A 24,393-nucleotide genomic window follows, 5' to 3' on the forward strand; every position below is an offset into this window, starting at 1 on the left:
GTCAGGGCCGGCCCCGGACCGGGCGACGGAGATGGTCACCGTTCGGGTGCTGTTCGGCGCGATCTCATTGACCGCCCGGGCGCGGCGGCGCACGCTGGTGCCGAGGGGATGTTCCTCCGGACCGGTCCTCGGGAGTGCATCGGTCCTGGTGGGGAGGAGGTGTCGCGACGACGTCCGGTGCGGCCGCACGGCCGGCACCGCAGTGAGCGGGACGCGCACCACGGGAGCAACCGGTGCGGGCGGTCCCGTCCGACACCACATCGAGGTCTCGACATGAGCACTGTTCGCGCGCGGGGACGGTGGAGCACGCCGGTGCAGGGCGTGCTGACGCTGCTGCTCGCGCTGGCGCTGGGCATCGCAGGGCTTCCGCCGTCGGCCGCCCGGGACGATCCCGGGGACGTCCTGCGGAGCGCGGCCCGCCCGCTCTCCTACGACGACACCGTCCGGAAGGACGGACCCGCCGCGTACTGGGCCATGCGCAGCCCCGGTGCGGGCACGGAGAAGGACCTGGTGGGCAGGCTCCACGGCAGCTACCACGGCAAGCCGAAGCGGGCGACCCTGCCCAACGGCGACACGGCCGCGGACTTCGACGGCACCGGTCAGTACCTCCAGGTGCCCGATGCCGCCGCCGTCAGCGCGGGCACGCGCGGCGTGCTCACCGTCGAGGCGTGGATGCGCCCCGACGCGCTGGACTTCCGGTCCCAGGAGGGTTCGGGGTACGTGCACTGGATGGGCAAGGGCGCGCCGAGGAACCACGAGTACGTCGCGCGGATGTACTCGAAGAGCAACTCCGAGAACCGGCCGAACCGCATCTCCGGCTACGCGTTCAACCCCTCCGGAGGGGAGGGGCCGGGGTCCTACTTCCAGGTGCCGGTGCGCAGGGGGGAGTGGATCCACTACGTGCTCGTCATCAATGCCAACGCCAAGGGCGGGAACTATCCGCACGGCTACACGAAGATCTACCGCAACGGGCAGCGCATGGACCAGGACGACCTGGAGCACGACGGCACGGTCGTCGTGCCCCGGCGCGGCAGCGCGCCGTTCCGCGTCGGCACCCGGGACCTGAGGTCGTTCTTCGACGGGGCCGTCGGCAAGGTGGCGGTCTACACCAAGGAGCTGCCCAGGAAGCAGGTGGAGGAGCACTACCGGGTGATGACCACGCGGTGAGGACCGGGGCGCGGCCCGGCCCGGACGGCGGGAGGCGACGGCGACGCGTCCCCGGTTTCTCAGCCGGCGAGAACGTCCCTGGTGCCGGCCGCGGGGACGTTCCTATGCTGGCGGGCACCCGGGAGATCATCCCGGACGGCGGGGGGAACGACCTGCCGGCCCCGTCGTCGAAGGAGAAGGCCATGGACGCTCCCGTCCGCTCCGTCATCAGCCCAGGACGCTACGTCCAGGGACCGGGCGCCATCGCCTGCCTGGGAGAGTATCTCGCCGCCGTCGGGCAGACACCCCTGGTGGTGGCCGACGACGTCGTCTGGGGGTTCGTGGGCCGCGACGTGGAAGCGTCCCTGGCGCGGGCCGGCATGGCGACCACGCGCGAGGCCTTCAACGGCATCCCCTCGGCCGGGGAGATCGACCGGCTCACGGCGGTCATCCGCGCGGCGGGGGCCGACGTGGCCGTGGCCGTGGGCGGCGGCAGCACCATCGACGCGGTCAAGGCCTCGGGGTTCCTCGCCGGGATCCGGTGGGTCAGCGTCCCCACCGTCGCCTCCACCGACGCGCCGACCTCGGCGCTGGCGGTCGTCTACACCGACGAGGGCGTCTTCGAGGAGTACCGGTTCTTCCCCCGCAACCCCGACCTCGTCCTCGTCGACTCCCAGCTGGTGGCCAACGCGCCGGCGACGTTCCTGGCGGCGGGCGTCGGCGACGCCCTGGCCACCTGGCTGGAGGCCAGGGCCACCGCCGCCTCGGGGTCGCTGACCATGGCCGGGGGCACGGCCACCCTCACGGGCACCGCCCTGGCCCGGCTGAGCTGGGACGTCCTGTGGGACAACGCCCTCGTGGCGATGGACGCCGCCCGGGACCACGTCGTGACCCCGGCACTGGAGAAGGTCATCGAGGCCAACACCCTGCTCTCCGGGCTCGGCTTCGAGTCCGGCGGACTGGCGGCGGCCCACGCCGTCCACAACGGACTGACCGCGGCGCCGCAGACCCACGGCCTGGCCCACGGGCAGAAGGTCAACATCGGCTCCATCACCCAGCTCGTGCTGGAGGGCGCCCCGAGCTCGGAGATCGTGGACTTCATCGAGTTCACCACCCGGGTCGGGCTCCCGACCACCCTCACGGAGATCGGGCTGCGCGCGGAGGACACCGAGGAGATCCGGGCCGTGGCGCGGGCCGCCACCGTGGAGAGCGAGACCATCCACAGCATGCCCTTCACCGTGCGGGCGGACGACGTCGCCGCGGCGCTGACCTCCATCGAGCGCCTCGGCCGGCGGGTGCGTGCCCGCGCCGGGCTGCCCGAGCCGCAGCCCTACCGCCACGCCCACTAGCGTCCCGCCCGGACACGATCCGTCCGGGCGGTCCCGTCCCGGGCGGGTCCCGCCCAGGCGGGACCGGTCCGCGGAGGGCTCAGTGACCGCGGGGCAGGACCGCCCCGCGGTCGAACTCCTCGGTGGCCGCCACGGCGCCCGTGCCGTCGATCAGGGTCACGGCGCCCGCGGCGCCGTGCGCACCCGCGGAGATGTCGGCTCCCGTGTCGGCGAGGACGTTCTCGAGGGTCACCCCGGCTCCCACCCGGACGCCGTCCAGCAGCACCGAGCTGCGCACCGTGGCGCCCTCCTCGACGACGACGCCGGGGCCGAGCACCGAGTGCTCCACGGCGCCGCGCACCATCGCGCCCGCGGCGACCATCGACCCGCGCAGCTCGGCGCTGCCGGCGATCCGGGCGGGCACCCGCTGCGGCTGGGCCGAGAGGATCGGCCAGCCGGGGTCGTCCAGGGCCACGCCGTCGCCGTCGAGCATCTGCATGTGGGCGGTCCAGTAGGACTGCAGGGTGCCCAGGTCCATCCAGTACCCGTCCAGGCGGTGCTCCACCACCCTGCGGTGCGCCACGAACCACGGGACCAGGTCGTTGCCGTAGTCCTCGAGCCCGCCCTCCTGCTCGTGCACGAGGTCCAGGGCCTCCAGCAGCTTCTCCGCGTCGTAGAGGAACATCTCGGCCGCGACCAGCCGCCCCCGGGGCTCGTCCGGCTTGTAGTCGAAGCCGGTGACGCGGCCGCCGTCGTCGGCCTGCACCACGCCGTAGCGGGAGGGGTCCTCGTCGACGAGCGTGGTGACCACGGTCAGGTCGGCGCCCCGCTCGAGGTGGGTGTCGATCACGTCGAGGAAGTTCAGCGTGTACAGGTGGTCGGCGCTGAGCACCAGGACCAGGTCCGGGGCGAAGTCGCGGATCAGGTCCTTCTGCCGGTAGAGCGAGTCCGCGTTGCCCTCGGCGAAGCCCTCGCCCTCGGTGCCCTGGTACGGGGGCAGGACCTGGAGCCCGCCGTGGGTGCGGTCGAGGTCCCAGGGGCGCCCGTTGGCCAGGTGCTGGTTGAGGCTGTGCGGAAGGAACTGCTCGACGACCCACACGTCCGAGAGGTGGGAGTGCACGAGGTTGGACAGGGCGACGTCGATGAGCCGGTAGGTGCCCGCCACGGGGAGGGCGGGCTTGACCTTCTTCTCGGTCAGGGCGCCGAGCCGGGAGCCCTTCCCGCCGGCGAGGACCAGGGCCAGCGTGCGAGGGATGCGCATCGTGCTTCCTTTCTCTCGGCACCATCCTGCCAGAGGGACGCCGGGCCGAGCCGGGGCGATTTGCCCCCATGGGATAATCTTGGCTTCCATGGCCTCCCTTGACTTCCCGGCAGAGATCTCCGCCCTCCGTTCCACGTTCGCGTCCATCGAGGCCGTGAGCGACGTCGACGCCATCAAGCGGGACATTGCCGAGCTCTCGCAGCAGGCGACCGCCCCGGACCTGTGGGACGACCAGGCCGCGGCGCAGAAGATCACCTCCAAGCTCTCCCACAAGCAGTCCGACCTCGAGCGGCTCGAGAAGCTCGGCGGCCGCATCGACGACATCGAGGTCATGGTGCAGCTGGCCGCCGAGGAGGACGACGCGGAGACCCTGGAGCTCGCCGTGGAGGAGCTCGCCGCGGTCAAGAAGGCGCTCTCCCGGCTGGAGGTCCAGACCCTGCTCTCGGGCGAGTACGACGAGCGCGAGGCCGTGGTGACCATCCGCTCCGGCGCCGGCGGCGTGGACGCCGCCGACTTCGCCGAGATGCTCATGCGCATGTACCTGCGCTGGGCGGAGCGCCACGGCTACCCGACCACCGTCCTGGACACCTCCTACGCGGAGGAGGCGGGCCTGAAGTCCGCGACCTTCGAGGTCAAGGCCCCCTACGCCTTCGGCACCCTGTCCGTCGAGGCCGGCACCCACCGGCTCGTCCGCATCTCCCCCTTCGACAACCAGGGGCGGCGCCAGACCTCGTTCGCGGCGGTGGAGGTCATCCCGCTCATCGAGCAGGACGACTCGATCGAGATCCCCGAGTCCGAGATCAAGGTGGACGTCTTCCGCTCCTCGGGCCCCGGCGGGCAGTCCGTGAACACCACGGACTCCGCCGTGCGGATGACCCACATCCCCACGGGCATCGTCGTGTCCATGCAGAACGAGAAGTCCCAGATCCAGAACCGCGCCGCCGCGCTGCGCGTGCTCCAGTCGCGGCTGCTCCTGCAGCGCCAGGAGGAGGAGAGCGCCAAGAAGAAGGAGCTGGCCGGGGACGTCAAGGCGTCCTGGGGCGACCAGATGCGCTCCTACGTCCTGAACCCGTACCAGATGGTCAAGGACCTGCGGACCAACCACGAGGAGGGCAACCCCTCCGCGATCTTCGACGGCGCGATCGACGGCTTCGTCGACGCCGGGATCCGCTGGCGCGCCGACCAGCGCCACGCCCCGGCCGACGCCTGAGCTCCCGCGGGACCCCTGACCGGGCCCCGGCCGGTCCCGCGACCGGCCGGGGCCCGGTGCCCTGGGAGGGCGGGCGCTCAGCGGCGCAGGAAGCGCGCCACCGTCCGTCCCGGCCGGGTGCGGGGCTCCGTCCCGGCGGGGTCGTCCTCGGGGGCCGCTGCCGCCGGGTACAGCTCCTCCGCCTCCCGCAGCTTGGTGCGGTGCAGCCGCGCGGCCGTGGCGGGGAAGGCGTGCGACCGGGCGGGCGCGGACGGCTCCGTGCCGCCGGTGGGCGTGACGGACCACCCCGTGCCGGCCTCGAGCAGCGACTGGTGCTTGACGCGGTAGTAGTCGGGGTTGACCTCCAGCGCGGTGCCCTCCGCGCCGCACGCGGCGGCGAGCAGGTGGAAGTGGAACCGCGAGGTGATCCACGTCTGACCCGGCCGGGCCGGGAAGCCCTCCTGCCAGAGCCGCGTGAACGGCACGAAGTTCTCCTCGGGGACGAGGTCGGCGAGCCGGTCGAAGGCCGCGCGGTCCGCGCCGGGGATCGCCTCGAGGTAGCGCACGGTGCGGCCGGCCAGGGCCGGCCCCGTCAGCGCGGCCCGCACGGCGGCGACGGCGCCGTCGAGGATCCCGGGCTCGGTCATGTCGCTCTGCAGGCACACCCACACGTCGCCGTCGTCCGTCCCCTCGGCGGGCGCGCCGGTGAAGCCCGCGAGGCCGGGCAGGCCGAGGAAGGCGTCGTCGGGGGCGCGGTCGGCGCGGGCGAGCTGGGCGCTGGGCGCGTCACGGACTGTGGCGTGGTCGAAGGCGCCGAGCGCGGCGCGCAGGCCCTCAGCGTCGGTGGCGGGGGCCAGGCCCAGGCCGGTGGCGGCCAGCCGCGCCCCGGAGACCTCGCGCAGCCGCAGCGCCGCGCGGAGCAGGCGCGCGTGGTGCGGCCAGATGGAGTTCAGGTACCCGCCCCCGAGGAAGTGCACGGAACTCGCGCGCCGGGCGCCGAGCAGGCCGAGGTCGTAGCGCGGGGACCCCAGGTGCGTCACCACCCGGTCCACGTGGGCGTCCGCCGCGGCCGGGTCCATCCCGGTCGTCTCGAAGGCGAGCCGCCACAGGGTGTCGGTGGTCCGCAGACCCGGGTGCAGTCCGTCGAACAGGTGGGACGCCAGCCCCGGGTGGGGGCAGTCGAGCCACACCTCGGCGCCGGGCCGGGCGCGGGCGAGGAAGCGCAGCCACGAGGCGGCGATGAACTCGTCGCCGAAGTTCGGGTGACCGCTCGTGCCGACGAGGTACAGGACGTCCGCGGCGGGCGGGCGCTCGATGGGGACTGGCTCCAGCATCCGCCCAGCCTACCGGGTGCGGCGGGGGTGACCTGGGGCGACGCTCCTGGGCGGGGCGCCGCCGGGTCCGGGTGCCGGCCGTGGTCCCGCGCGAGGGCCGTGGCGTAGGATGGAGGATCTGCCGCGTGCCCCGGTGCGCGGCACGTTCCCGTCCGCACCGTCCCCAGGGAGGAGGCCCATGGCCAAGAAGGACACCGGTCGCCAGGTCGTCGCCAACAACAAGAAGGCCCGGCACGACTACCACATCCTCGACACCTACGAGGCGGGTCTCGCGCTCATGGGCACCGAGGTGAAGTCCCTGCGCATGGGGCGCGCCTCGCTCGTGGACGGGTTCTGCCAGTTCACCGACGGCGAGCTGTGGCTCGAGGGCGTCCACATCCCCGAGTACCTGCAGGGGTCGTGGACCAACCACTCCGCCCGCCGCCGCCGCAAGCTGCTCCTGCACCGCAGCGAGATGGACAAGATCCAGCAGAAGACGCGGGAGTCCGGCTTCACGATCGTGCCGCTGTCCCTCTACTTCGTGGACGGGAAGAAGGCCAAGGTCGAGATCGCCGTGGCCAAGGGCAAGCGGGAGTACGACAAGCGCCAGACCCTGCGGGAGCAGCAGGACAACCGCGAGGCCCAGCGGGCCATGCGCTACAAGAACCTGGGCTGAGGGTCCGGGGCGAATGCTTGCGGTCGGCGGGTACCGCGCGGTAGAATGGTGTGTCCCGCTGCGGCGGGGTGCTTGACAACAAAATACGGGGATGATCGGTTTCGACGATGTGAGTTGAGACAGGGGAAGCGGGTCGAGGACGCAGAGTTATCTCGTAAACGCTCTCTGTAAAACAATAGTTGCCAATTCTCAGAGCAACGTCGCCAAGTCTCAGAACGCCTTCGCCCTCGCGGCGTAAGCGCAACCAGACTACTTAGGTGACTGTCAGCCCGGGTTCGCCTTCGACCCGGGGTCTGGCATCAATCAGGAGGCCACTGCTCCAGCCGTTCGTCGCGGGCGTCTGGAGAACACTTTCGCGACTGAGTCCGTCGGCCACGTGTCTGCACGAGGGCCGGGACTGAGAAAACGCCACGCAGACTGCACCCGGAGAAGCCCTGACAATGCTGCATCGGACGGGGGTTCAATTCCCCCCATCTCCACGAGATCCCTGACCGGGGAGCGCCGCGAGGCGCTCCCCGGTTTTTTCGTGCCCGGATCGTTCCGGGGGCAGGCGGGCGCCGTGCCGCCGCCCGGGAAGGGGCACGTCCCGGCGGGCCGTGTGACAAGCTGGTGGCGTACCGCAGACGACCGAAAGGGCAACGCCATGAGCCACAACGACAACACGCCAGACCAGAGCGGCACCGGTGCCGGCGGGTCGTCGAGCTCCGGTCGCCACGACCCGCCCGAGTACGGTCAGCGCGTCGAGGGAGCGCCTTCGGGACCCTCCTACGAGCCGCCGCGCTCCGGCCAGGGCGGCGCCGGCGACCCGTACGCCACACCGCAGTACGGCCAGGGGCAGCAGGGCTACCAGAGCCAGTACGGCCAGGGCCAGTACGGCGGCCAGGGCTACCAGGGCCAGGACTCCTACGGCCAGGGGCAGCAGGGCTACCAGGACCAGTACCGCCAGGGCCAGTACGACCAGGGTCAGTACGGCGGCCAGGGCTACCAGGGCCAGGGCCAGTACGACCAGGGCCAGTACGGCGGCCCGGGCTACCAGGGGCAGCAGGGCTACCAGGGGCAGTACGACATGAACCAGTACGGCGCGAGCCCGCGGCCCGCCGGCACGGGGCTGGGCATCGCCTCCCTGGTGCTGGGCATCGTGGCGCTGCTGACGTGCTGGTTCGTGCTCGGCCTCGTCCCGGGCCTCGTGGGCCTGGTGCTGGGCATCGTGGCGCTGCGCAAGCTGGGCAGGACGCCCGGCGCGTCCAAGGCCCTGCCGATCATCGGCATCGTGCTCAGCGTCCTGGCGATCCTGGCGAGCATCCTCTTCCTGGTGCTCTTCGGGGCGCTGTTCGGGGAGTTCGGGCCGGCCATGGAGGCCTGCTCGCAGTTCTCCAATGACCAGGCGGCGTTCCAGCAGTGCATCGAGCGGGAGATGGGCTTCACCGGCCAGGACCTCTGACCCCGGCCGGAGACCGACGACGACGGGGGCCCGCACCGGCCGGTGCGGGCCCCCGTCGTCGCGCGGGCGGCTCAGGAGCCGGTCGCGAGCAGCCCCAGCACCTCGTCGTGCAGCAGGCCGTTGGTGGCCAGCGCGTTGCCGCCGAAGGGCCCGGGCTCGCCCTCGAGGGACGTGAACCGGCCGCCGGCCTCCTCGACCACGGGCACCAGCGCGGCCATGTCGTGCAGGCTGAGCTCGGGCTCGCAGGCGATGTCCACGGCGCCCTCGGCGAGGAGGCAGTAGGACCAGAAGTCGCCGTAGGCCCGGGTCCGCCAGACCTCGTCGGTGAGCTCCAGGAAGCGCTCGCGCACCCCGCGGTCCCGCCACCCCGTGAGCGAGGAGTAGGACAGCGAGGCGTCGGACAGCCGCCCCACCTGGGATACGTGGATCCGCTGGGCGTTGGCCAGGGACTTGCCGGTGAACGCGCCCGTGCCGGCCGCCGCCCACCAGCGGCGCCCGAGCGCCGGCGCGGAGACCACGCCGACCACCGGCCGGCCCTCGTCGACGAGGGCGATCAGGGTGGCCCACACCGGCACGCCGCGCACGAAGTTCTTGGTGCCGTCGATGGGGTCCACGACCCACTGCCGGGCGCCGCTGCCGGTGGCGCCGTACTCCTCGCCGATCACGGCGTCCCGGTTGCGCGCGCGCCCCAGCTGGGTGCGGATGAGCTGCTCGGCCTCGCGGTCGGCGTCCGTGACGGGGGTGAGGTCGGGCTTGGTCTCCACCGTGAGGTCCTGGGCCTTGAACCGGCGCATGGTCAGGCGGTCCACGGCGTCGGCCAGGATGTGGGCGAGGCGGAGGTCGTCGGTGTAGTTGCTGGGGCTGCGCATTGGTCCAACCTACCCCGAACCGCGGTCCCGGGCCTGGTCGGGCGGGGGTGCGAGGCACCCCCGCCCGACGGCTCACTGGACGCCGAGCTCCTTGTCCTCGCGGGACTCCCCGGGGCGCTCCCCGGCCCCGAGCAGCCGGCGCAGGGAGACCAGCCGGGACTCGCCCGCCTCCCCGGCGCGGCCCTGCGCCACCCAGGCGTCCAGGGCGCAGCCGGGGGACGTCCCCGTGTGCCGGCAGCCTTTGGGGCACTCGGCGATCGCCTCGGCGAGCTCGTCGAAGGACTCCACGATCCGGTCGTGGTCCACGTGCGCCAGGCCGAACGAGCGGATGCCGGGGGTGTCGATGATCCAGGACCCGGGGGAGGCGTCCTCGATCTTCAGGGCGAGGGCCGACGACGACGTGTGCCGGCCCCGTCCGGTCACGGCGTTCACCCCGCCCGTGGCCCGGTCGGCGCCCGTGAGGGCGTTGACGAGGGTGGACTTGCCCACGCCGGAGTGGCCCAGCAGCACCGAGACGTGGCCGTCGAGACGCTCGCGCAGGGCCTCGACGAGCGCCGGGTCGAGGGGCAGCGTGGTCCCGTCGTCGTCGGCCGGGACGTCGCGGGCGGGTCCCGAGACGAGCACGGGCAGCTCGAGCGCCGTGTAGTGGGAGATCAGCTCGGCGGGGTCCCGCAGGTCGGTCTTGGTGATGCACAGCAGCGGTTCGATGCCGGCGTCGTAGGCGGCCACGAGGGAGCGGTCGATGAACCCGGTGCGGGGCTCGGGGTTGGCGGCGGCAACGACGACCACGAGCTGGTCGGCGTTGGCCACCACGACCCGCTCGACCGGGTCGGTGTCGTCCGCGCTGCGGCGCAGGACGGTGGAGCGCTCCTCGATCCGCACGAGGCGGGCCAGGCTGTCCGGGGCGCCGCTGACGTCGCCGACGAGACCCACGAGGTCGCCCGCGACCACGGGCCGGCGGCGCAGCTCCCGGGCGCGCACGGCCACGACCAGCCGCTCCCCGGGGGTGTCCTCCTCGAGGATCGCGGTGTAGCGGCCGCGGTCCACGGTGACGATGCGGCCGGTGACGGCGTCCTCGTGCGCCGGCCGCTCCTTGGTGCGCGGGCGGGAGCCGGTCTTGCTGGGACGGACGCGCACGTCCGACTCGTCCCAGTCGCGCCGGACGGAGTCCCTACGCGTCACGGCTCGTGCCCGTGAGCTCCGCCCACAGCCGGGGGAACTCGGGGAGGGTCTTGGCGGTGGTCGCGATGTTCTCGACCCGGACGTCCGGGACCACGAGGCCGATCACGGCGCCGGCGGTGGCCATCCGGTGGTCCTCGTAGCTGTGGAACGTCCCGCCGTGCAGGGGGGCCGGCCGGATCAGCAGCCCGTCCGCGGTCTCCTCGGCGTCGCCGCCGAGCCGGTTGATCTCCGTGACGAGCGCGGCGAGCCGGTCGGTCTCGTGGCCGCGCAGGTGGGCGATGCCGCGCAGCCGCGAGGGCGTGCCGGCGACCGCGCACACGGCCGCGACGGTGGGCGCGAGCTCCCCGGCCTCGCCGAGATCGAGGTCGACCCCGGTCACCGCGTCCGGTCCCGTGACGGTGAAGGTCCCGTCCGTGAGCTCCACCGCCGCGCCGAAGGCCGGGAGGATGTGCTTCCAGTGGTCGCCGCCCTGGGTGGTGCGGTCGGGCCAGCGGGGCACCGAGACCCGTCCGCCGGTCACCACGGCCGCGGCCAGGAAGGGGCCGGCGTTGGAGAGGTCCTGCTCGATGGTCACGTCGAAGGCCCGCACCGGCCCGGGGGAGACCCGCCACTCGTCGGGCACGGAGTCGTCCACGGAGACGCCGAGGCCGCGCAGCACCTCGACGGTCATCTCGACGTGCGGCATGGACGGCACACCGCGCCCCGAGCCGTCGGCGCTGCGGTGGCGCAGCACGAGCCCGTCGTCGAACCGGGCACCCGCGAGCAGCAGGGCCGAGACGAACTGGCTCGAGCCGGTGGCGTCGATCTCCAGCTCCCCGCCGCGCACGCCGCCGGTGCCGTGCACGGTGAAGGGCAGCCGGCCCCGGCCGTCGTCCTCGACCCGCAGGCCGAGCGCGCGCAGGGCGTCGATCACCGGCCCCATGGGACGCACCCGGGCGCCCGGGTCGCCGTCGAAGGTGACGGGACGCCGTGCGAGGGCGGCGACCGGCGGCACGAAGCGCATCACGGTCCCGGCCAGCCCGCACTCGACCGTGACCGGTTCGGCGGCGTCCCAGGGGGCGGGCTCGACGAGCAGGTCGGGGCCGAAGCCGCCGTCCCCGGGCACTTCCTCGACGCGGGCCCCGAGGGCCCGCAGGGCCTCGACCATCAGCCGCGAGTCGCGGGAGTGCAGGGGCGAGCGCAGCCGGCACGGACCGTCCGCCAGGGCGGCGAGCAGCAGGTACCGGTTGGTGAGGGACTTCGAGCCCGGCACCGTCAGCTCGGCGACGACGGGACGGGGCCCGACGAACGGAGCCGGCCACAGCTCGTGCTGCGGGGCCGGCTCCGCGGCGTCGGGACGGGCTGCGGGGGCGGAGGACTCCGGCGGCATCACGACAGGGGGACCGGGGCCTAGCCCTGCTTGACGGCGTGCTGGAGGGCCTTCTCGGCCTTGGCCACCTGCTTCTGGGTGTCCTTGCCCAGCTTGGAGGCGTTCTTGCGGACGTCCCCGGCGAGGTGCTCGGCACGCCACAGCAGGGACGGGTTGCCCTCGGTGTCCACGGCGGCGAGCATGACGGCGCCCACCAGGGAGGAGTTCTTGAAGGCGGTGGAGCGGCGGGCGGCCTTCTGCTCCGGGGTGCTCGCCTCCGCGGCGCGGTAGTCGGCGTAGGCGTTGAGCGCGGTGGTGGTGACGAGCACGCCGGCCGAGAGGCGGGGCAGCTTGCCCAGCCCGAAGAGCACGGCGGCGCCGAGCTGCGCCGCGGCCAGGCCCTGGGCCACCACGGCGTGGTTCTGCAGCGCGGGTCCGGCCTGGGGGAAGGCCTTCGTGGCGGCGGAGATCGCCGGGGCGAGGTGCTGGGCGGCCTGGGACGAGTTGCGGAAGCTCTCCACCCCGTTGGCGACGTAACCGGTGGCCAGCAGCGGGCGGGCGATGCGACGGACGATGCTCATGGGTTCCTCCTCGGCGGCAGACGGTACCGCGGGGCTGTGTCGGGCGGGTCTGGATCGGCGGACGGCGCCGCTCGTCCCATCCTAGCCACGGGGACCGCGCCCGGGGCGAGCACGGGCCGGGCGCGGTGGGAATAGGTGCGACGGTGACACCCGTTGTGCAGGACAGCGGCCGCCCCGTCCGGGGCAGGTCACCGGCACAGGTTTTCGGAGGGACCCGCACGGCGGGGGAGAGGAGCAGTCATCACCGCCCCCACGAGCGTTCTCGAGCCCGCCCCGGCCCGCGCGCGCGTCCCCGTAGACTGGTCCGTGATGAACGAGCAGAACCAGCAGGGGGCCGCCCCCCAGCGCACCGAGCCGCCCGTCGACGTCGAGACCGAGTCCCCCGAGGACCGGAAGGCGCGCTTCGAGCAGGACGCCATGGTGTACGTGGACCAGCTCTACGCCGCCGCCCTGCGCATGGCTCGCAACCCGGCCGACGCCGAGGACCTCGTGCAGGAGGCCTACACGAAGGCGTTCTCCGCGTTCCACCAGTACAAGCCCGGCACGAACCTCAAGGCGTGGCTGTACCGCATCCTCACGAACACGTACATCAACCTCTACCGCAAGCGGCAGCGCGAGCCGCTGCAGGCGAACACCGACACCGTCGAGGACTGGCAGCTGCACCGCGCCGAGTCCCACACGTCCTCGGGGCTGCGCTCCGCGGAGGTGGAGGCGCTGGACCACCTGCCGGACAGCGACGTCAAGCGCGCCCTGCAGGAGCTGCCCGAGGAGTTCCGGCTGGCGGTGTACTTCTCCGACGTGGAGGGCTTCGCCTACAAGGAGATCTCCGAGATCATGGACACGCCGATCGGGACGGTGATGTCCCGCCTGCACCGCGGGCGGAAGCTGCTGCGCGAGAAGCTCGCCGACTACGCCGCCGAGCGCGGCTTCGACACGTCCAGGGTGACCGGCGACAAGAAGAAGGAAAAGGACAAGTAGACATGGCCGACTGCGAGAGCCTCGGATGCTGCACGGACGAGAGGATCCGCCTGATCTACGAGTACCTCGACGGGGTGCTCCCGGCGGACGACCTCGACGAGATCCACGGCCACCTCCTCGAGTGCCCGGAGTGCGCCCGCGAGTACGACCTGGAGTGCGTGATCCGCTCCGTGGTCCGGCGGTCCTGCGCGGAGACCGCGCCCGCCGACCTGCGGGTCTCGATCCTCGCCCGGCTGCACGGCGCGCGCCAGGACCCGCCCGCCGCCTGAGCGCGGCGCCCCGGCTCCCGCACGGCAGGACCTCCGGGCACACGGAAGGGCCCCGGACCGCGTCAGCGGTCCGGGGCCCTTCCGTCACGGCGTCGCCGGGGTCCGGGAAGGACCTCAGGCGTTGGGGCGCTTGCCGTGGTTGGCGCCGCCCTTGCGGCGGTCCTTGCGCTTGCGTCCGCGCTTGCTCATGCGAGCCTCCTGTCTGTCCGCGGTCGCCCGCGGTGGATCGTGGGTGTCGGCGTCCGTTCCCGCGTGGTCTGGTGATGTCAGCGGCGGCCGGACGAGGCACTGCCCGCCATTCTCTCACACGCGGGACGGGCGGGGCTCACCGGGGCTCGGGCAGGTCCAGCCAGTCGTACCAGCCGCGGTGCAGCACGAGCCACGCCATCAGCCCGTAGCCGGCCTGGCCGGGGTGTCCGTGGTTGGCCGCGAGGTCCTTGCGCCACTGCTCGTGGTGCTGCAGCGGGTTGAACGTGTCCACGTAGACGTGGTTGCGCCGGGTCGTGACGTCCGCGTAGGCGGCCGAGAGGTCCGCGATCCGGCGGTTGCGCTCGGCGTCCATCGTGGGCGGGGGGCCGACCACGAGGACCCGCACGTTGTGCTGGGAGGCGGTGTCGATGATGTTGGCCATGTTCAGCCGGGAGCGCGCGCTCGTGATGGACAGGTCGATGTCCAGGGTGGAGGGCGCGATGACCAGGCGGTTGTCGTGGCCGGGGGAGAAGCGGCGGGCCGCCTCCTCGAACCAGCGCTCGTTGAGCGACTCGCTGCCCTCGCCGGGCGCCGCCAGGTTGTAGGCGGACACGGGGGCCACGTGGTGCGGGGTCCGGGCCATGACCCGCCCGAACCAGCCGAGGCCCCGGGGGTCGCCCTCGCCGGCCAGCAGCTCGTCACCGACTGCGACAATTCTGATCCTTCGTTGCTCCACGTCGTTCTTTCTGGTCGGGGGTGCGGGATGTCGGGGGGACGAGCGGCGCCGGCCCGTGGGCACGGGCCGGCGCCGGACTCGCTGGGGACGTGCGGGAGGGCAGGGGCACGGGCCCCGCCCTCCCGGGACGGGCTCAGTCGCGCTCGAAGGCCGTCTGCACCAGGGTCTCGAGCTCGGCCGCGTGGCGCTTGGCCGAGCCGTTGGCCGGGGACGCGGACGCGGGGCGGGAGGCGAGCCGGACCGGCCGGTCGAGCTGCGGCAGGAGGTTGACCGCCATGAACGGCCAGGCGCCCTGGTTGGCGGGCTCGTCCTGCGCCCACGTGAGGCGGGCCTCGGGGTACTTGCCGAGCTCCTCCCGGATCTCCGCGAGGGGCAGCGGGTACAGCTGCTCCACGCGCACGATCGCCGTCCTCCGGTCCTTGCGCTCCTCGCGGGCCGCGGCGAGGTCGTAGTAGAGCCGGCCGGAGACCAGCACCACGTCGGTGACCTCGGCGGCCTCGAGCCCCGCCTGGTCGCCGATCACCGGGCGGAACGCGCCGGAGGTGAACTCCTCGATCGGGGAGGCCGCCGCCTTGAGGCGCAGCAGCTGCTTCGGCGTGGCCACCACCAGCGGCTTGCGCGGGCGGCTGTAGGCCTGCCGGCGCAGCAGGTGGAAGTGGTTCGACGGCGTCGAGGGGTTGGCCACGACCATGTTCTTCTCGGCGCACAGCGTCAGGAAGCGCTCGATCCGGGCCGAGGAGTGGTCCGGGCCCTGCCCCTCGAAGCCGTGCGGCAGGAGCATGACCAGCGACGAGCGCTGGCCCCACTTCTGCTCCGCGGAGGAGACGAACTCGTCCAGGATGATCTGGGCGCCGTTGACGAAGTCGCCGAACTGCGCCTCCCACACGGTCAGGGCGTCCGGGCGCTCCACGGAGTAGCCGTACTCGAAGCCCAGCACGCCGTACTCGGACAGCAGCGAGTTGTAGATCGCCAGCTGAGCCTGGTTCCCGGAGAGGTGGTTGAGCGGGGTCCACTCCGCGCCGGTGCCGGAGTCGTAGAACACGGCGTGGCGCTGAGTGAACGTGCCGCGCCGGACGTCCTGGCCGCTCATCCGGACCGGGATGCCCTCCATCATGAGGGAGCCGAAGGCCATGAGCTCGCCCATGCCCCAGTCCACGCCGCCCTCGCGGGTCATCGCCTCGCGGCGCTCGAGGAGCTTGCGCAGCTTCTTGTGCACGGCGAAGTCCTCGGGGACCTCCACGTGCACCGCGCCGATCCGCTGGGCGGCCTCGGTCGAGATGGCCGTGGTGCGGGGGATCGAGACCCCGGAGTCCGCCTGCTGGGCGGAGGGCCGCTCGATGTTCGAGATCGCGGCGGAGTCCCCGGTGACCAGCGGGATGGAGGACGTCTGCGCCTCGTGCGTCTCGGCGAAGACCCGCTCCAGGCGCTCCTGGTAGTCCTTCAGCGCCCGGTCGGCCTCCTCCTGGGTGATGTCGCCGCGGCCCACGAGGTTCTCGGTGTAGATCTTGCGGGTCGAGCGCTTCTCCTCGATGAGGTTGTACATCAGCGGCTGGGTCATCGAGGGGTCGTCGCCCTCGTTGTGGCCGCGGCGCCGGTAGCACACGAGGTCGATGATGACGTCCTTGTGGAACGTCTGCCGGTACGCGAACGCCATCTGGCCCACGTGCGTGACGGCCTCGGGGTCGTCGGCGTTGACGTGGAAGATCGGCGCCTGGAGTCCCTTGGCGATGTCCGTCGCGTAGGTGGTGGACCGGGCCGCGGCGGGCGCGGTGGTGAAGCCCACCTGGTTGTTCACGACCACGTGGACGGTGCCGCCCACGGTGTAGCCGGGCAGCAGCGCCATCTGCAGGACCTCGGCCACCACGCCCTGGCCCGCGAAGGCCGCGTCGCCGTGCACCTGGATCGGCAGCACCGGGAACGTCCCGTCGCCCTCGGGCCCGGCGCCCAGGACGTCCGTCTTGGCCCGGGCGATGCCCTCGATGACCGGGTCGGCGGCCTCGAGGTGGGACGGGTTCGCGGCGAGGTAGACCTGGGTCTCGTTGCCGTTGTCGGAGGTGAAGGAGCCCTCCGTGCCGAGGTGGTACTTCACGTCGCCGGAGCCCTCGGTGGTGCGCGGGTCCTGGCTGCCCTCGAACTCGCGGAAGACCTGGGCGTAGGACTTGCCGGCGATGTTGGTGAGCACGTTGAGCCGGCCGCGGTGGGCCATGGCGATGCCGACGCCCGCGAGCCCGGCGTCGGCGGCGTCGGAGATGATCTCGTCCAGCAGCGGGATCAGGGACTCGCCGCCCTCGAGGGAGAAGCGCTTCTGGCCCACGTACTTGGTCTGCAGGAACGTCTCGAACGCCTCGGCGGCGTTGAGCCGGCCCAGGATGCGGAACTGCTCCTCGCGGCTGGGCTTCTGGTAGCCGTGCTCGAGCTGGTCCTGGAACCACTCGCGCTCCTCCGGCTCCTGCAGGTGCATGTACTCCACGCCGAGGGTGCGGCAGTAGGCGTCCCGCAGCCGGCCCAGGATGGTGCGCAGGCTGAGCACGTCCGCGCCGCCGAAGCCGCCGGTGGGCCACTCGCGCTCCAGGTCCCACAGGGACAGCCCGTAGGTGCGGATGTCGAGGTCCGGGTGCTTGCGCATCACGTACTCGAGCGGGTTGGTGTCCGCCATGAGGTGGCCGCGGACCCGGTACGCGTGGATGAGCTGCTGGATCCGGGCGACCTTGTTGACCTGGATCTCCGGGTTGACCTGGTTGTCCACGGCCCAGCGCACGGGCTCGTAGGGGATCCGCAGGGCCTCGAAGATCTCGTCGTAGAAGTCGTCCCCGCCCAGCAGGTAGGACTCGATGAGGCGCAGGAACTCGCCGGAGCCCGCGCCCTGGATGACGCGGTGGTCGTAGGTCGAGGTCAGGGTGATGATCTTCGAGACCGCGTGCCGCGCGATGGTCTTGGGGGAGGAGCCCCGGTACTCGGCGGGGTGGTCGAGCGCGCCCACGCCGACGATGCACGCCTGGCCCTTGGACAGCCGCGGCACGGAGTGCACGGTGCCGATGCCGCCCGGGTTGGTCAGGGACACCGTGGTGCCCTGGTAGTCCTCCATGGTCAGCTCGTTGGCGCGCGCGCGGCGGACGACGTCCTCGTACGCGTTCCAGAACTGCATGAAGGACATGGCCTCGGCGCCCTTGATGTTCGGCACCACGAGGTTGCGGGAGCCGTCCTTGTTCGGGATGTCGATGGCGATGCCGAAGTTGACGTGGGCGGGGTGCACCGCCACGGGCTTGCCGTCCTGCTCGTCGTAGACGACGTTCTGGGAGGGGTAGTTGGCCAGCGCCTTGATCACGGCGTAGCCGATCAGGTGCGTGAAGGACACCTTGCCGCCGCGGTTGCGGGAGAGGTGGCTATTGATCACGATCCGGTTGTCGATCAGCAGCTTCGCCGGGACGGCGCGGACCGTGGTGGCGGTGGGGACGGTGAGGGACGCGTCCATGTTGGCGGCCACGGCCTTCGCCGGCCCGCGCAGCTTGACGACCTTGTCCTCGGCCGGCGCGTCGTGGTTGGGGGCCGTGGCGCGGGCGCGGGCGGGCTGGGCCGGGATGGGCCTCTTGGCGTCGGAGGCCTCGGTCTCACCCTGGTCGGTCTCGGGCCGGCCCTCGGCCTTGGCACCGGACCTGGTGGGCGCGGGCGCCGTGGCGGGCTTCGCGGCCGGGGCGGGGGAGGTGCGGGCGGCGGTGCGCTGGGCGGCGGGCGGCTGGGGGGCGGCGGCCTTGGGCTGCGCGGGGGCGGCCGCCGGGGCCGCCTTCGGCGCCGGGGCCTTCGCGGCGCCCGACGGCTCCGGGGCGGTGCTGCTGTCCGCGCTCATCGACTCGAAGATCGGCCACCACTTCTCGTCCACCGAGTTCTTGTCCGTCCGGTACTTCTCGAACAGTTCGTCGACGAGCCACTCGTTACCTGCGAATTCTTCAGGGATGGGGTGCTGTGGCTGATGTGGCACGGGGAATACGCCTCTTCCATGGTTGATCGCGTGGAGGCCGTCTGCCCGGTCTCCACAGTGTCGGTCCCGGCAGCGTCCGGACCCGCCGCCGGTGTTCCTCGCCGGCCGTCTCCCGTGACAGCCGGCGGCGTCCGCCTCCGGAACCTGCCGGACGGTCGTCGACCGGGCGCGGCCGTACCTCCGGCGAGTCTAGTGATCCGCGCGGCGGCATGGCTAGTCCGCGCCCCCGGCCCCGGGGCGCGTGTCGCGGGCCCCGGCTAGACTGGCGCGCGTGCGATTTCTCAACACCCCCACGTCCGACCTGACCTACAGCGACGTCTTCCTCGTCCCCTCGAGCTCCCGGGTCACCTCCCGGTTCGACGTCGACCTCACCCCGCGCGACGGCACGGGCGCCACCGTGCCGCTGGTGGCCGCGAACATGACCGCCGTGACCGGGCGCCGGATGGTCGAGACGCTGGCCCGCCGCGGCGGTCTGGGCATCCTGCCGCAGGACATCCCGCTGGACGTCATCGCGGACGTCACGTCCTGGGTCAAGGAGCGCTCGCCGCGCTTCGAGACCCCCGTGGTCCTCGGGGACGAGGACACCGTCCACGACGCCCTGGGCATCATGCACAAGCGGCCCCACGGCGCCGTGGTGGTGTGCGGTCCGGGGCGGGCCTACCGCGGGGTGGTGCTCGCGGCCGACTGCGCCGAGGTGGACCGCTTCACCCAGCTCGGCTCGATCATGCGCACCGACGCCCCGGTGTTCACCCTGGCGGAGGTCCGGGCCGGGTCCGGCGACGACGTCCTCGCCGCCGCCTACGACCGGCTCGCGCAGACCCGCGCCCACGTGGCGCCGGTGCTCGACGGCGACACGGTGGTGGGCGTGCTGACCCGCAAGGGCACGGTCCGCTCCACGATCTACACCCCCGCCCTGGACGGCGCGGGCCGGCTCCGGGTGGGCGCCGCCGTGGGCATCAACGGGGACGTCCGGGGCAAGGCCCGGGCGCTGCTCGACGCCGGCGTGGACGTGCTCGTGGTGGACACCGCCCACGGCCACCAGCGCAAGATGGTGGAGGCCCTCGAGCTGGTCCGCGCGGCGGCCCCCGACGTGCCCGTCGTAGCGGGCAACGTGGTCACCGCCGACGGCGTCCAGGACCTCGTCGACGCCGGCGCGGACATCGTGAAGGTCGGCGTGGGTCCCGGTGCGATGTGCACCACCCGGATGATGACCGCCGTGGGCCGGCCCCAGTTCTCCGCCGTGCTCGAGTGCGCCGAGGCCGCCGCCGGGCTGGGCCGGCACGTCTGGGCGGACGGCGGCGTGAAGCACCCCCGGGACGTCGCCCTCGCCCTGGCGGCCGGGGCCAGCCAGGTCATGGTGGGCTCCTGGTTCGCCGGCACCCACGAGGGCCCGGGCGAGCTGAACGTGGACGCCGACGGCCGCATGTACAAGGAGAGCTTCGGCATGGCCTCGACCCGCGCCGTGCGCGAGCGCACCCGCGGCGAGGGCGCCTTCGCCCGCGCCCGCAAGGGGCTCTTCGAGGAGGGCATCTCCAGCTCCAAGATGTACCTCGACCCCGAGCGCCCCGGCGTGGAGGACCTCGTGGACCAGATCACCGCGGGCGTGCGCAGCTCCATGACCTACGCGGGCGCCACGACCCTCGAGCAGTTCGCGGCCCGGGCCGTGGTCGGCATCCAGTCCGCGTCCGGCTACGAGGAGGGCAGGGCGCGCCCCGTCAGCTGGTCCTGAACCGGCGCCGGAGGGCTCCCGCTCCGGTACCCTGGAGCTCTCATGGACTCGTTCAGTAGTTGCCGGCCCGGCCGCGGCGCCCCCCGCCGCGGCCCCCGAGCCGGCTCGCCCACCGTCCCCCGCTCCGCCCCCGGCCGCCCGGCCGCCGACCGCCCCGTCCCCGCCCGGCGGGCCGCCGCGGGAGGCCGCTCCTGATGGAATGGCTGCTCCTGGCGGCGGGCCTGCTCCTCATCCTCGGCACGGGCTTCTTCGTGGCCGTGGAGTTCTCCCTCGTGGCCCTCGACCAGACCACGGTGCGCCGGGCGATCGCAGAGGGCGACCGCGCGGCGGAACCGCTGCTGAAGTGCCTCAAGTCTCTGTCCACGCAGCTCTCCAGCTGCCAGCTGGGGATCACACTGACCACACTTCTCACCGGCTACACCCTGGACCTGGCGCTCCAGTCCTTCCTGCGGGAACCGATCGCCGAGCTCACCGGTCTGTCCGTGGCGGCCGCCGGGGGAGCGACCCTGGCACTGTCGATGCTCATCTCCACGCTGCTGTCCATGCTGCTGGGCGAGCTCGTGCCCAAGAACTGGGCCATCGCGGAGGCGTTCCGGGTGGGGCGGCTGGTCGCCCGTCCCCAGCTCGTGTTCACCGCGGTGTTCAAGCCGTTCGTCGTCACCCTCAACGGCGTGGCCAACCGGGTCCTGCACCTGTTCGGGATGGAGGCCAAGGAGGAGCTCTCGGGCGCGCGCTCGCCGGAGGAGCTGTCCTCGATGGTCCGCCGCTCCGCGAAGATGGGCACCCTGGACGCCGGCACCGCCGCGTTCGTCGCGAAGACCCTCACCTTCGCCGAGCGCACGGCCGCGGACGTCATGACGCCCCGGATCCGCGTGCAGATGCTCGACTCCCACGAGTCCGTCGGGGACGTCGTGGCCGTCGCCTCCCGCACCGGGCACTCCCGGTTCCCCGTGATGGACGACTCCCCGGACGACGTCCGCGGGGTGGTCCACGTCAAGAAGGCCGTGGCCGTGCCGTCGGAGCGCCGCGCCGCCCTCGAGTGCGGGGCGATCATGGAGGACGTCCTGCGCGTGCCCGAGACCGTCCACCTCGACTCCCTGCTCGTGCAGCTGCGCTCCGGCGGGCTCCAGATGGCCGTCGTCGTCGACGAGTGGGGCGGCACCGCCGGCGTCGTGACCCTCGAGGACCTCGTGGAGGAGGTGGTCGGGGAGGTCTCCGACGAGCACGACCGGCTCAGCCTCGGCGCCCTGCAGTCCGCGGCGGGCGAGTGGTACTTCCCCGGGCTGATGCGCCCCGACGAGGTCTCCGAGCAGATCACCGAGCTCGACATCGAGGACGGTCCCGCCTACGAGACCATGGGCGGGTTCATGATGGACCGGCTCGGGCAGGTCCCGAAGCCCGGGGACGTGGTCCCCGTCCAGGGCGGCGTGCTCGAGGTCGCCCGGATGGAGGGGCGCCGCGTGGACCGCATCCGGTTCGTCCCCGCACCGGCCGAGCCCGAGGACGCCCCCGCAGGGGCCCGCGAGAGCGGCGCCCGAGAGGAGGACGCACGATGAGCGACTGGGCAGGCCTCGCGTGGCTCGTGGTGCTCCTGGCGGGCAACGCCTTCTTCGTGGGCGGCGAGTTCGCCGTCATGTCCGCGCGGCGCAGCCAGATCGAGCCGCTGGCCGAGGAGGGCAACAAGCGGGCCCGGACCGCGCTGTACGCGATGGAGCACGTGTCCCTCATGCTGGCCTGCTGCCAGCTGGGCATCACCGTGTGCTCGCTGCTGATCCTCAACATCTCCGAGCCGGCGCTGCACCACATCGTCTCCGGCCCGCTGGTCCACCTGGGCGTGCCGGCCGAGGTCGCCGACGTCAGCGGGTTCCTCACGGCCCTGCTCGTGGTCACCTTCCTGCACGTGGTGTTCGGCGAGATGGTGCCGAAGAACATGTCGGTGTCCGCCGCGGACCGCGCCGTGCTGCTGCTGGCGCCCCCGCTCGTGCTCGTCTCCCGCATGGTCAAGCCGGTGATCGCCACGCTGAACTGGACGGCGAACCACGTCCTGAAGCTCATGGGCATCGAGCCGAAGGACGAGGTGTCCTCGACCTTCACCCTGGACGAGCTCCAGTCCATCGTGGCGGAGTCCACGAAGGAGGGCACGGTGGCGGACCAGACGGGCCTGCTCTCCGGCGCGCTCGAGTTCTCGTCCAAGCGCACCGCCGACGTGATGGTGCCGCTGCACCAGCTCGTCACGCTGCCCGAGGACGCCTCCGCGGCGGACGTCGAGAAGGCGGTGGCCCGCACGGGCTTCTCCCGCTTCGCCCTCACGGAGGACGACGGCGAGCTCAACGGCTACCTGCACATCAAGGACGTGCTCTCGATCCCGGAGAGCCGCTACAACGAGCCGGTGCCGGTGACCCGGGTGCGCTCGCTGGCGAACCTGCGTCCCGGCATCGAGATCGACGACGCGCTGGCGGCGATGCAGCGCACGGGCTCGCACCTGGCGCGCGTGGTCGACGCCGGCGGGCAGACCCTGGGCGTGCTGTTCCTCGAGGACGTCATCGAGGAGCTGGTGGGCGAGATCCGGGACACCACCCAGGACCGGCGGCAGCGCCGCGGGGACCGGGTGGACACCTCGGAGCCGCCGCGCTGAACGGCCGGCGCCCGCCGCGGGGACTCCCGCGGCGGGCGGCGCCGGGCGCCCGGTGCCGCGACCGGGCCCCGGCTCAGGCCAGGACGCGGACCGCCGCGGGGAGCACGTCCACGCGCACGGGCAGCGGGCCGAGGCGCTCCCCGTCCGCGTAGACGGTGACGTCCGGGGCGTCCACGGCCACGGCGCGGACCCGTTCGATCCGCACGCTCTCCAGCGCCACGTGGCGGCCCGAGAACAGCCGGGGGAACAGGAGCAGGAACCGGGCCCGGCCCAGGGGCGCCACGGTGAACAGCTCCAGCAGCCCGTCGTCCGCCCGGGCGTCGGGCACGATCCGCAGGCCGCCCCCGATCGACGACGTGTTGGCGACGTTCAGCAGGACCCCGTCCCGGCGCTCCGTGCGGCGCCGGCTGCCGGCGTCCTCGATCTCGAGCCGGTAGTGGACGGTGCGCAGCCGCACGATCTCCACCAGGACGGCCAGCAGGTAGCGGGAGGAGCCGGCCGGGCGCAGCCACCGGTTGGCCCGCTCGTTGACCACGGCGTCGAAGCCCGCGCACAGGGCGGTCGCGAAGCAGGACGTGCGGCCGTCCGCGAAGCGCACCCGGCCCACGTCGAGGCGGCGGTCCCGGGGGTCGTCGAGCCGGCGCAGGATCCGCCCGGCCGCGGCCACCGGGTCCCGGAGCGGCACGCGCAGGTGGCGGGCCAGGTCGTTGCCGGTCCCGCACGGCACCACGCCCAGCGGGACGTCGACGCCCTGCGCGGCGAGCTCCGCGAGCACGCCGAGGCCGGCCTGCACCATCCCGTCCCCGCCCACGACCACGAGCGCCCGGGTGGTGAGGGCGTGCGCCCGCAGCCGGTCGCGCACCAGCCCCACCAGGGTGCCGAGGTCCGCGGCGGAGAGCACCACGGCCTCGTCACCGCCGGTCCGCAGGAGCTCCGCGGCCCGGTGGGCGTCCTCGAGGGCCCGGCCGCGGCCGGCGCACGGGTTGACCGCCAGGACGAAGACGCCGCGGGACGGGCCCGGCTCAGCCATCGGCCCGCCGCGCCGCGCAGGCGGCGCACAGGCCGGTGATCTCGACCGTGTGGTCCACCTCGGTGAAGCCGTGGGCGGCGGCGGTGCGCCCGGCCCACTCCTCGACCGCGGGGGCCTCGAGCTCCACGGCGGCACCGCAGCGGCGGCACACCAGGTGGTGGTGGTGGTGCTCGGCGGCGCAGCGGCGGTAGATCGCCTCGCCGTCGTCGCTGCGCAGGACGTCCAGCTCGCCGAGCTCGGACATCGACTGCAGGATCCGGTAGGTCGTGGCCAGGGAGACGGAGTCGCCGCGCTCCCGCAGCAGGGCGTGCAGGTCCTGCGTGGAGATGAAGTCCTCCAGGGACGCGAGCGCCCGCGCGACGGCGCGGCGCTGCCGGGTGTTGCGGACCTCCCCGGCGCTCCCCCCGCTGGTTCTCACGCTCACGCCTCGTCCTCTCGTCGCTGGTGCCCGGGCCGGGCACCAGCTTAACAAGGACCGCGCGGAACGTGCCCCGCCGGCCGGTGGGACCCGGGAGGA

21 protein-coding genes and 1 other RNA gene are annotated in these 24,393 nt (G+C 73.1%); 11 read left to right on the forward strand and 11 right to left on the reverse strand.

The features are described 5' to 3' along the window. The first annotated feature begins 273 nt into the window (after window positions 1-273). Window positions 274-1,167: a LamG domain-containing protein gene (locus tag EQG70_RS06900; protein WP_244296674.1), complete on the forward strand. Its 894-nt coding sequence runs from the start codon at window positions 274-276 to the stop codon at window positions 1,165-1,167. Window positions 1,168-1,349: 182 nt separating this feature from the next. Then, the gene (locus tag EQG70_RS06905; protein ID WP_138976459.1) at window positions 1,350-2,495 is read left to right on the forward strand and encodes a glycerol dehydrogenase; all 1,146 of its coding nucleotides are present in this window, start codon (window positions 1,350-1,352) and stop codon (window positions 2,493-2,495) included. 79 nt (window positions 2,496-2,574) lie between these two features. Here EQG70_RS06905 and EQG70_RS06910 read toward each other — a convergent pair whose 3' ends face one another. After that, window positions 2,575-3,735 carry a glucose-1-phosphate adenylyltransferase family protein gene (locus tag EQG70_RS06910; RefSeq protein ID WP_109268042.1) on the reverse strand — a complete coding sequence of 387 codons (1,161 nt, stop codon included), beginning with the start codon at window positions 3,733-3,735 and terminating at the stop codon, window positions 2,575-2,577. A gap of 88 nt (window positions 3,736-3,823) precedes the next feature. On the opposite strand from EQG70_RS06910, the gene prfB reads away from it, so the two are divergent. Beyond that, complete coding sequence (gene prfB / locus EQG70_RS06915; protein WP_017833658.1) at window positions 3,824-4,945, forward strand: peptide chain release factor 2; 1,122 nt, start codon at window positions 3,824-3,826, stop codon at window positions 4,943-4,945. A gap of 77 nt (window positions 4,946-5,022) precedes the next feature. Here prfB and EQG70_RS06920 read toward each other — a convergent pair whose 3' ends face one another. Next, on the reverse strand, window positions 5,023-6,258 hold the full coding sequence (locus tag EQG70_RS06920; RefSeq protein ID WP_109268041.1) for a polysaccharide pyruvyl transferase family protein: 1,236 nt from the start codon (window positions 6,256-6,258) through the stop codon (window positions 5,023-5,025). Between the two features lie 178 nt (window positions 6,259-6,436). Between EQG70_RS06920 and smpB the strand changes: the two genes are divergently transcribed. The 3 genes from smpB to EQG70_RS06935 all read left to right on the forward strand — a co-directional run bounded on the left by smpB (window position 6,437) and on the right by EQG70_RS06935 (window position 8,354). Next, window positions 6,437-6,913, forward strand: a complete 477-nt coding sequence (smpB, locus tag EQG70_RS06925; protein ID WP_017833660.1) for an SsrA-binding protein SmpB — start codon at window positions 6,437-6,439, stop codon at window positions 6,911-6,913. Window positions 6,914-7,000: 87 nt separating this feature from the next. Further along, window positions 7,001-7,395, forward strand: a transfer-messenger RNA (tmRNA) gene (ssrA, locus tag EQG70_RS06930). Window positions 7,396-7,556: 161 nt separating this feature from the next. Next, the gene (locus EQG70_RS06935) at window positions 7,557-8,354 is read left to right on the forward strand and encodes a DUF4190 domain-containing protein (protein WP_109243491.1); all 798 of its coding nucleotides are present in this window, start codon (window positions 7,557-7,559) and stop codon (window positions 8,352-8,354) included. Window positions 8,355-8,425: 71 nt separating this feature from the next. On the opposite strand, the gene hisN is transcribed toward EQG70_RS06935, so the two are convergent. The 4 genes from hisN to EQG70_RS06955 form a co-directional block, all read right to left on the reverse strand. Then, window positions 8,426-9,223 (reverse strand): histidinol-phosphatase, encoded by a 798-nt coding sequence (gene hisN / locus EQG70_RS06940; RefSeq protein ID WP_017833662.1) that lies wholly within the window; start codon window positions 9,221-9,223, stop codon window positions 8,426-8,428. Between the two features lie 72 nt (window positions 9,224-9,295). After that, entirely contained in the window at window positions 9,296-10,405 is a 1,110-nt protein-coding gene (rsgA, locus tag EQG70_RS06945) for a ribosome small subunit-dependent GTPase A (protein WP_017833663.1), read from the reverse strand. Next, window positions 10,395-11,774, reverse strand: a complete 1,380-nt coding sequence (gene aroA / locus EQG70_RS06950; protein WP_109268248.1) for a 3-phosphoshikimate 1-carboxyvinyltransferase — start codon at window positions 11,772-11,774, stop codon at window positions 10,395-10,397. The genes rsgA and aroA overlap by 11 nt, the downstream gene beginning before the upstream one ends. 20 nt (window positions 11,775-11,794) lie before the next feature. Further along, complete coding sequence (locus EQG70_RS06955) at window positions 11,795-12,334, reverse strand: DoxX family membrane protein (RefSeq protein ID WP_017833665.1); 540 nt, start codon at window positions 12,332-12,334, stop codon at window positions 11,795-11,797. 309 nt (window positions 12,335-12,643) lie between these two features. Between EQG70_RS06955 and EQG70_RS06960 the strand changes: the two genes are divergently transcribed. Together EQG70_RS06960 and rsrA are read left to right on the forward strand one after the other, a co-directional pair. After that, window positions 12,644-13,312: a sigma-70 family RNA polymerase sigma factor gene (locus EQG70_RS06960; protein WP_017833666.1), complete on the forward strand. Its 669-nt coding sequence runs from the start codon at window positions 12,644-12,646 to the stop codon at window positions 13,310-13,312. Window positions 13,313-13,314: 2 nt separating this feature from the next. Then, the gene (rsrA, locus tag EQG70_RS06965) at window positions 13,315-13,581 is read left to right on the forward strand and encodes a mycothiol system anti-sigma-R factor (protein ID WP_017833667.1); all 267 of its coding nucleotides are present in this window, start codon (window positions 13,315-13,317) and stop codon (window positions 13,579-13,581) included. 114 nt (window positions 13,582-13,695) lie between these two features. Here the strand turns inward: rsrA and EQG70_RS18895 are convergent, their stop codons facing one another. From EQG70_RS18895 to EQG70_RS06975, 3 genes are all read right to left on the reverse strand, one after another. Continuing rightward, window positions 13,696-13,770 (reverse strand): 50S ribosomal protein bL37, encoded by a 75-nt coding sequence (locus EQG70_RS18895; RefSeq protein ID WP_095343185.1) that lies wholly within the window; start codon window positions 13,768-13,770, stop codon window positions 13,696-13,698. Between the two features lie 136 nt (window positions 13,771-13,906). Next, window positions 13,907-14,506 carry a GDSL-type esterase/lipase family protein gene (locus EQG70_RS06970; RefSeq protein WP_031283102.1) on the reverse strand — a complete coding sequence of 200 codons (600 nt, stop codon included), beginning with the start codon at window positions 14,504-14,506 and terminating at the stop codon, window positions 13,907-13,909. A 133-nt stretch (window positions 14,507-14,639) separates the two neighbouring features. Next, window positions 14,640-18,482 carry a multifunctional oxoglutarate decarboxylase/oxoglutarate dehydrogenase thiamine pyrophosphate-binding subunit/dihydrolipoyllysine-residue succinyltransferase subunit gene (locus EQG70_RS06975; RefSeq protein ID WP_095650608.1) on the reverse strand — a complete coding sequence of 1,281 codons (3,843 nt, stop codon included), beginning with the start codon at window positions 18,480-18,482 and terminating at the stop codon, window positions 14,640-14,642. 271 nt (window positions 18,483-18,753) lie between these two features. On the opposite strand from EQG70_RS06975, the gene guaB1 reads away from it, so the two are divergent. The 3 genes from guaB1 to EQG70_RS06990 all read left to right on the forward strand — a co-directional run bounded on the left by guaB1 (window position 18,754) and on the right by EQG70_RS06990 (window position 22,846). Next, window positions 18,754-20,211, forward strand: a complete 1,458-nt coding sequence (gene guaB1 / locus EQG70_RS06980; protein ID WP_017833670.1) for a GMP reductase — start codon at window positions 18,754-18,756, stop codon at window positions 20,209-20,211. A 194-nt stretch (window positions 20,212-20,405) separates the two neighbouring features. Next, window positions 20,406-21,767: a hemolysin family protein gene (locus EQG70_RS06985; protein WP_109268040.1), complete on the forward strand. Its 1,362-nt coding sequence runs from the start codon at window positions 20,406-20,408 to the stop codon at window positions 21,765-21,767. Next, window positions 21,764-22,846, forward strand: a complete 1,083-nt coding sequence (locus EQG70_RS06990; RefSeq protein ID WP_035927290.1) for a hemolysin family protein — start codon at window positions 21,764-21,766, stop codon at window positions 22,844-22,846. Before EQG70_RS06985 ends, EQG70_RS06990 begins: the two co-directional genes overlap by 4 nt. A gap of 73 nt (window positions 22,847-22,919) precedes the next feature. Here the strand turns inward: EQG70_RS06990 and EQG70_RS06995 are convergent, their stop codons facing one another. Together EQG70_RS06995 and EQG70_RS07000 are read right to left on the reverse strand one after the other, a co-directional pair. Next, the gene (locus EQG70_RS06995; RefSeq protein ID WP_109268039.1) at window positions 22,920-23,876 is read right to left on the reverse strand and encodes a diacylglycerol kinase family protein; all 957 of its coding nucleotides are present in this window, start codon (window positions 23,874-23,876) and stop codon (window positions 22,920-22,922) included. Beyond that, window positions 23,869-24,300, reverse strand: coding sequence for a Fur family transcriptional regulator (locus tag EQG70_RS07000; protein WP_017834399.1), 432 nt, complete (start codon window positions 24,298-24,300; stop codon window positions 23,869-23,871). Before EQG70_RS07000 ends, EQG70_RS06995 begins: the two co-directional genes overlap by 8 nt. Window positions 24,301-24,393: the final 93 nt, after the last annotated feature.

The sequence above is a fragment of the Kocuria rosea genome, from assembly GCF_006094695.1.
In the GTDB taxonomy this organism is placed as follows: domain Bacteria; phylum Actinomycetota; class Actinomycetes; order Actinomycetales; family Micrococcaceae; genus Kocuria; species Kocuria rosea.